Origin of the sequence: uncultured Campylobacter sp. (genome assembly GCF_938045535.1) — a bacterium.
Lineage (GTDB): Bacteria > Campylobacterota > Campylobacteria > Campylobacterales > Campylobacteraceae > Campylobacter_B.
The window spans coordinates 1-6,546 of sequence record NZ_CALIMQ010000303.1; the positions used below are offsets into that span (position 1 = coordinate 1).

Below are 6,546 nucleotides of genomic sequence, written 5' to 3' on the forward strand. Positions count from 1 at the left end.
TTACGTCTATTATTTTTATCATGATTATGATTATGGCAGTGTATACCTTTGCAAGTCAACGTTTTGATTTTAAAGAATTAGAAACAATTGCAAATACAATCTCTACTCCAATGCCAAATATCTGGTTTTCTGTTCTGAATTATTTTTCGCTCTGCGTTATGACAGGTGTATCAATGGCTTTTGTATTAGGGGGATCCATTATGAGGATTGGTGTAGCAGAAAAAGGTGGCACTTTGGGTGGATTTATAATCGGTATTATCATCACAGTTACAACCTGTATCTTATATGCAAATGTAAAACTTGCAACGACTGTTGATATTCCTATGTTGGCTATTGCCAAACAGATTCACCCTGCATTTGCGTTTGTGTATGCACTTGTTATCTTCGGCTTGATCTTTAATACTGCTTTCAGTTTATTCTATGCCTTAGCAAAACGTTTCTCATCTAATCAATCAAAACGTTTTTATCCAATTATGATTGGCACCGTAGTTGTAGGGTATATATTATCCTTTATGGGCTTTAAAAAATTAGTATCGATTATGTATCCAATTCTAGGTTATATTGGTTTTATAATGTTGATGGTATTACTAATTGGGTGGATCAAAGAGAGGTCAAATATTAGAGATGAGAAGTTTTTGCGTCGCAAGATGATTCGGTTGATCACAAAAAAATATGATGATGAACAGGAATATACGAAGGCAGATAAAGAAAAATTTCAGAAGCTGGGTGAGGATTCAATAGTTGATACTAAAAGTATTAAAAGCGATATCAAAGATCTTGTCAAAGAGCAGTTCACTGATGATAATAAATAAAGTTCAAAAAAATAAAGAAAGAACGATTATTTGAATTGGTTGAATTTTAAGGGCGGTAAAGGATTTCGCTTGAAATAAAAAGAGCTCGGAAAACCTTGATTAGCCTAATTTAATATAATGATTTTAAAAAGATTAAATCAAACATATTTTCTGTTCTTTATCGTAAAAATTTCAAAATAAAAGCAACTATGAATTTAAAAAGGACAAAGATGGATCGCAAAAACGGATCTGCGAATTTCAGATCCGCAGACGATGAGATGTTTGCGTTTTTATCGAGCTTGGGCGATCGCTGGCAGGTGAGCGAGGGCGGAGTGAAATTTATAGAAGAAAATTTTACCTTCGTCGGCTCCAAGCCCGTCTTGCGGGGATTGAAAGATTACGCGACCGCGGACTGCCTGAGCTTTGCCGGTGCCAGAAGCTTCATAGACGCAAATCCTGCGGTAAAAGCGAGGATTTTAGGCGGTGAAATCTGCTATCTGGGTGATAATTTAACGAGTGCCGAGGTTAAATTTGCGCCTGAATACTTTCACGATTTTTTAAAATTTATAATGGAGCAGGTCCCCGAACACCACTATTTTTTCAGCCCTACCGCGCGATGGCTCCTGCTGGTTGCGATGGAGAAATACGTGGAATTTGCGGCTTTAGATTAGTTTGGATCCGCGAAAATTTGCGAAATTTCGCCGCCTGTGCCGCGCGAGTTCGAACTGGCTGCGGCTTGCTACGGCGCAGCAAAAAGATCAGTGATTTATCGACTGCGGCAAGAACCGCGACGCAGTGGCATAAAATTTAAACGGGCGCCCCGTTTGCGAACTAGCCTTTGCCTAGCTTGATACGTGCCCTAAAATCGGGCATGATCTGCGCGATGAGCGCGTAAAAGTCCGCTCCATGGTTTGCATGGATGAGGTGCGCGAGCTCGTGCAACACGACGTATTCGACGAAGCGCGGATCCCGCTCTATCAGGCTTAGCGAGAAGTTGAGATAGCCCTTAGCGTGGTTGCAGCTGCCCCAGCGCGTCTGCATTTTGCGCACCCGCACCCGCGCGATCTTTCGGCCTATCCGCGGAGAAAATTTCTCGATATAGCGCAGATAAAGCTCAAGCGCAAAGGCCTTTTTAAACGCCGCAAACTCGCCCTCGCTCTCGCAAAAGATCACGTCTCGTGACATAAAAATTTTATCTTTAAATTTAGAGCTTTGGATAAAATTTTTAATCGTAAAATCGGGCTCGTCGCGCTCCTCCGCTTGCGCGCTTTGCGCTACATTTTGCGGCGCGTTTTCGCTCGCGGATTTTGAAGTTTTTTCGCTAGCGACCGAAATTCCTTCGCCCACGATAGAACTAAAATTTGAAATTTCTCCGTTCGCAGCGGGTTTAAATTTTGAAATTTCATCCCCTGCGGCAGGGTCAAATTTTAAAATTCCGCCCCTTGCAGTGGAGTTAAATTTACCTGCGTCGTCGCTTTGTGGAGCGCACCCGTCCGAATGAAATTTTAAAATTTCACCGCAGGATTGCTCGCGGACATTTTGCGTCGCCGTATTTATAAACCCGCCGCTTTGTCGCATTGCGCTTTGCTGTGCGAGCCCTTGCGCCGCATCGTCCGGTAGGTTAAATTTCAAATTATCGCTCGCTGTGCCATTTTGCGAGGCGCACTCGCCCGAGTGAAATTTTAAAATTTCACTTCCCGCGCCGTCATTCATGCCGCCCGCACCGTTATTTGCGCTGCCGCTCACATCGCTTCCCGCGCCGCTTTGTAAATGAGCCGAATTTACGCCTCCCGCGCCGCTATTCGCATCGCCATTCGCCCAGTTCGTGCAGCCTTGCGTGCCGCCATTGTCTAAATTTTTATTCGCGCCGCAGTTTGCGTCGAGCTCAGCCTCGCGGCTAAATTTCAGCTTATAAATTTTGCCTAAAATTCTAACCTGATCGCTCGCTAAAAGTTTGCTTCGCAGTCGCGCTAGCGTTTGGCGGATCCAGCTTTCGTGCTTCAGGATGAAGTCTTTCGCTTGCGTCACGGTGTAGGAACGCGGCACGCTGACGCTGATTTCACACTCTTTATTGATGCGGATGCGCGCGTATTTCATCCGCTTAAAACGCAGACTGATCGGCAAGTCTAGCAAATTTAGACTAACTTTTTGCTCTGCCATTTTTTACTTATCCATCGCGCCGTATTCGCGCTGCCGCGCAGCCACTCGTCGCAGAAAAACCCGATCCAAACGCCCAAAATTCCATACCCCAGATGAATGCCCAAAAGCCAGCCCACGGGGATCGAGACGCCCCACATAAAGATCACGCCCATCGCAAAGGGAAACCTCGCGTCGCCGCTTGCGCGCAGGGCGTTTACGAACACGATATTAAGCGTCCGTCCGAACTCAAGCCCCAGCGTGAGGTAAAAAAGCGGCCGCATGACTTGCTTGTGCGCCTCGTTTAGGCTCAACATCTCCATGATCTGCTCGCGCGCTAAAAACACGATCGCGACGAAAAGCGCCGTCGCCCCGAGCCCGAAGCGCAGCGCGGTAAAAGTGTGCCTATATGCTTCCTGCGGCTTGGCGGCGCCTACGAGGCGGCCTACGATCACTTCGTTTGCCATACTGATCGCGCTTCCGCCGAAGAAGATGAATGATGAAATTTGAAAATAGATCGTCTGCACGGTAAGGCTCGCCTCGCCCATGCTCGCGACGAAGGCGAAGGCAACTAGATATTGCACGATCCACAGCATGTTTTCGCCCGCGCTCGGAAGCCCTACGGATAAAATTTTGCGCAGCGTGGCGAGCTTGATCTTTAAAAACATCGTGAGGTAAAATTTTATCTTTAGCACCTTCGTGATGATGAGAAAGAATAAAAATACGCCGATCATGCGCCCCGCGATCGTGCTCACGCCGATGCCCTCAAGCCCGTAGTACGGCAGTCCGAAGGGCCGAAAGAGCACGACGTAGTTGCCCGCGAGCGTTACTAAATTCATAACCACGGAGACCGCGATGATGAAATTTGCGTATCCGTAAACGCGCACGATGGCGCTAAGCACGATCGCGACGGCGTCTATCGCAAAGACGATGCTGATGACTTTAAGATAGATCGCGCTTTCGCTCAAAAGCTCGGCGGGCACCTGCAGCGCGTGCAGTAAAAACGGTGCGCAGCTAAAGACGAAAACGCCGCTGCAAAGCCCAATGAGCGCGTTGAATGCGATGCTTGTGTGGATCGCGCGCATCGCTAGGACTTTGTTTTTCGCCCCCAGCGCCTGCGCTACGAGTACGGAGCAGCCCACGGCGAGGAAGCCGAAAACGGTGATGAAGAGCAAAAATATCTCGTTGCCCGCCCCCAGCGCGCCTACTAGCGAGACGTCCACGCGCGAGATCATGTAGGTATTGATAAACGTAGTCACGAGGCGCAAAAACATATCGATGTAGATTGCGAGTGAGAGCCTTAGTAGCGAGATTTCTTTCATATTTTGCCTTTATTTGGGGAAAATTGTAGCCGAAAATTCTTTTAGGTTTGCTTTTACGCAGGAGGGGGGCGAGTGGAGTTGCTTTTGCATGCTGCGCGGCATGCGTAAAATTATAATTTACGGCGCTCGGCGTGAATATGCGGTAATTTAGCGGGGAGGAGCGGTTAATTTCTTTGGCGCTGCTGCGGCGGCGAATGAGTGGTTTTAATAAACGGAGCGCGGAATTTAAACGCAGATGTTTTAAACAAGCGTCAAGCTATCTCAATAAATTTTGCTTAAATATCGCTAGGATAACGATCATATCGTTAGGTTCATCTATTAGATACGGGATTACGAAACCCTTAAACACAAAATCTCTAATTTTATCATCGTCAAAGCTCTTTGATCTACGAAATTTATACGGCATAAAGCCAAGCTCGCCTGCTCGCGCAAAAAGCTCGTTTTTAAAATTTTCCGCCGCATCCTCTGAGCGCTCTACGATCTTGCTAAGTTGCGCGAGAAATCTTTTAGACTGGATTATTTTTAATTTTTCCAGCCCATACCTAGCTCTTCAAAGCCGCTTAGATCGCCGTTTGCGTATGATTTTAAATCTGCATCTATTCCGTTTTTTATCTCGTCGTAACTTTTGCCTGATCTAAACTCCGATAGAATCGTTTCTAAGCTTTTCTCGCCGCTTAGAGTGATCTGCGCGGAGGGATCAATTTTTAAAAAAAGCTTCTTAAAAGTTTCGAGAGTATCGCGATCGACGCCGCTTTGGATCTACATAGTGATCATTTTGGCTCCTTAAATTTTAGCGATTATAGCAGCTCATAGCTAAATTTAAAATTCCAACCGTTTTAGAGCCAAAGCTCGATAAAATTTTAAAATTTACGCCCGCTAGATCGAATTTCGCTTCCTCATGTGGATCGTAAAGTGCTCCGACGCGTCCTTAAAGCCGCACTTTTGTAGGAATTCTCCGGCACCCCCAGCCTTGTGTAGGGGGGTCACGACAAAGGTGGTGGTGTGCGCAAAGCGTTTATTAAAGGCATTTACGAGCGCCGTGCCGATATCGCGCCTTTGATAATCCTTATGAACTATCACGCAGTAAAGATAGCTCGTAGCGAAGTTGTCGCGGTCGCAAAACGCCTCCAGCACTCCCACGGTCTTGCCCTGCGTTTTGGCGATAGCCACGTAATCATAGGCGCGCCACACCCTGTATGTCTCGTGTGGCGGCACGGAGGCTGCGTTTTGTTCCGTATCCCAGCCGATCGAGATCATTATCTCATCTAGATCGCTAGGCTTAAAATCGGCGGAATTTTCTAAAATTTCAAACTCCATCTTCGCTCCTTAATTGAAATATCTTTTCAAATCGCAAGTATATCGCCGTAGCTTTAAAACGGCATTAAATATCAATTAGCGGCTCTTGCGGCGAGGTTTAAATTTTAAAATTTAAAGGCGCGGCAAGGCGCGGTGCGTAAATTTAAACTCGAATTTAAAATTCTAACCATTTACCGCAATTTGATATAAACTCGGCAAAATTTTCCCAAGGATCCCCGATGCAAACGCTTGATTTTCACGTCCATCTGCTAAGCAAGGAGGTGCGCTTCGACCGCCCTTACGACAGGCTCGCGCTGCGCCTTTTCGGCAGGCGCTTCGGTATAGACGTATCGCGCGCGATCAAAGAGCCATACGAGGCCTATGTGGACGCTCTGCTCGGCGGGTTTAGAGCTTCGAAATACGTTAAAAAAGCGGTGCTTTTCGGCGTGGATGCTAAATTTAGCGATGCGGGCGAGCTAATCCATCGCGATAAGACCGTCTGCGCGGACAACGACAGCGTGTTTGAAATTTATCAAAAAAACCCAGATCTCATCGTGCCGTTTTTTAGCATCAATCCGAAGCGAGCGGACGCGCTCGATGAGATCGATCGCTGTTTCGAGCTCGGATTTAAGGGGGCGAAATTTTTACAAAATTATTGGGATCTGGATACGAGGCTGCCTCGCTACGTGCCGTATTTTGAAAAGCTCGCCAAGCTCGGCTTGCCGCTGGTGATCCACATCGGCAACGAAAGCTCGGTGCCGAGCACGCGCCGCTGCGAGGCGCTGGAGATGATCTATGCGCCGCTTGAGTTGGGCGTTACGACGGTGTGCGCGCACATGGCGATTAACTACGAGTATTCGCATATCTTTCGTGCGCTCTCGCGCCGCCCGCGAAATTTCGGACACGATTATTTCGCGCTTCTGGCGCTTCTACGTACGCACAAAAACCTCTACGCCGACGTTTCCGCGCTGATGACGCCGGTGCGCGCGAAAGCCCTGCCG

General features: G+C 47.3%; 7 protein-coding genes. 3 read left to right on the forward strand and 4 right to left on the reverse strand.

Features of this window, described 5'->3' with window-relative positions; translation table 11 throughout:
- Positions 1–812 (forward strand): hypothetical protein (locus Q0095_RS09370; protein ID WP_297883260.1); only part of this gene is annotated, 812 nt, incomplete at its 5' end.
- Positions 813–1,021: 209 nt separating this feature from the next.
- Positions 1,022–1,462 carry a hypothetical protein gene (locus Q0095_RS09375; protein ID WP_297883261.1) on the forward strand — a complete coding sequence of 147 codons (441 nt, stop codon included), beginning with the start codon at positions 1,022–1,024 and terminating at the stop codon, positions 1,460–1,462.
- Positions 1,463–1,622: 160 nt separating this feature from the next.
- Here Q0095_RS09375 and Q0095_RS09380 read toward each other — a convergent pair whose 3' ends face one another.
- From Q0095_RS09380 to Q0095_RS09395, 4 genes are all read right to left on the reverse strand, one after another.
- Positions 1,623–2,951 (reverse strand): M48 family metallopeptidase, encoded by a 1,329-nt coding sequence (locus tag Q0095_RS09380; protein WP_297883262.1) that lies wholly within the window; start codon positions 2,949–2,951, stop codon positions 1,623–1,625.
- Positions 2,927–4,249 carry an MATE family efflux transporter gene (locus Q0095_RS09385; RefSeq protein ID WP_297883263.1) on the reverse strand — a complete coding sequence of 441 codons (1,323 nt, stop codon included), beginning with the start codon at positions 4,247–4,249 and terminating at the stop codon, positions 2,927–2,929. The genes Q0095_RS09380 and Q0095_RS09385 overlap by 25 nt, the downstream gene beginning before the upstream one ends.
- 256 nt (positions 4,250–4,505) lie before the next feature.
- Positions 4,506–4,784, reverse strand: coding sequence for a type II toxin-antitoxin system RelE/ParE family toxin (locus Q0095_RS09390; RefSeq protein ID WP_366806377.1), 279 nt, complete (start codon positions 4,782–4,784; stop codon positions 4,506–4,508).
- Positions 4,785–5,125: 341 nt separating this feature from the next.
- A complete protein-coding gene (locus Q0095_RS09395) occupies positions 5,126–5,566 on the reverse strand; it encodes a GNAT family N-acetyltransferase (protein WP_297883264.1) in 441 nt (146 codons plus the stop codon).
- Between the two features lie 218 nt (positions 5,567–5,784).
- On the opposite strand from Q0095_RS09395, the gene Q0095_RS09400 reads away from it, so the two are divergent.
- The coding region (locus tag Q0095_RS09400) for an amidohydrolase family protein (RefSeq protein ID WP_297883265.1) at positions 5,785–6,546 on the forward strand (762 nt) is incomplete at its 3' end.

Excerpts from the sequence above, each read along its gene's own strand:
- Q0095_RS09375 (WP_297883261.1), top strand. The coding sequence starts at position 1,022 with ATGGATCGCAAAAACGGATCTGCGAATTTCAGATCCGCAGACGATGAG.
- Q0095_RS09380 (WP_297883262.1), bottom strand. The coding sequence starts at position 2,951 with ATGGCAGAGCAAAAAGTTAGTCTAAATTTGCTAGACTTGCCGATCAGT.
- Q0095_RS09385 (WP_297883263.1), bottom strand. The coding sequence starts at position 4,249 with ATGAAAGAAATCTCGCTACTAAGGCTCTCACTCGCAATCTACATCGAT.
- Q0095_RS09395 (WP_297883264.1), bottom strand. The coding sequence starts at position 5,566 with ATGGAGTTTGAAATTTTAGAAAATTCCGCCGATTTTAAGCCTAGCGAT.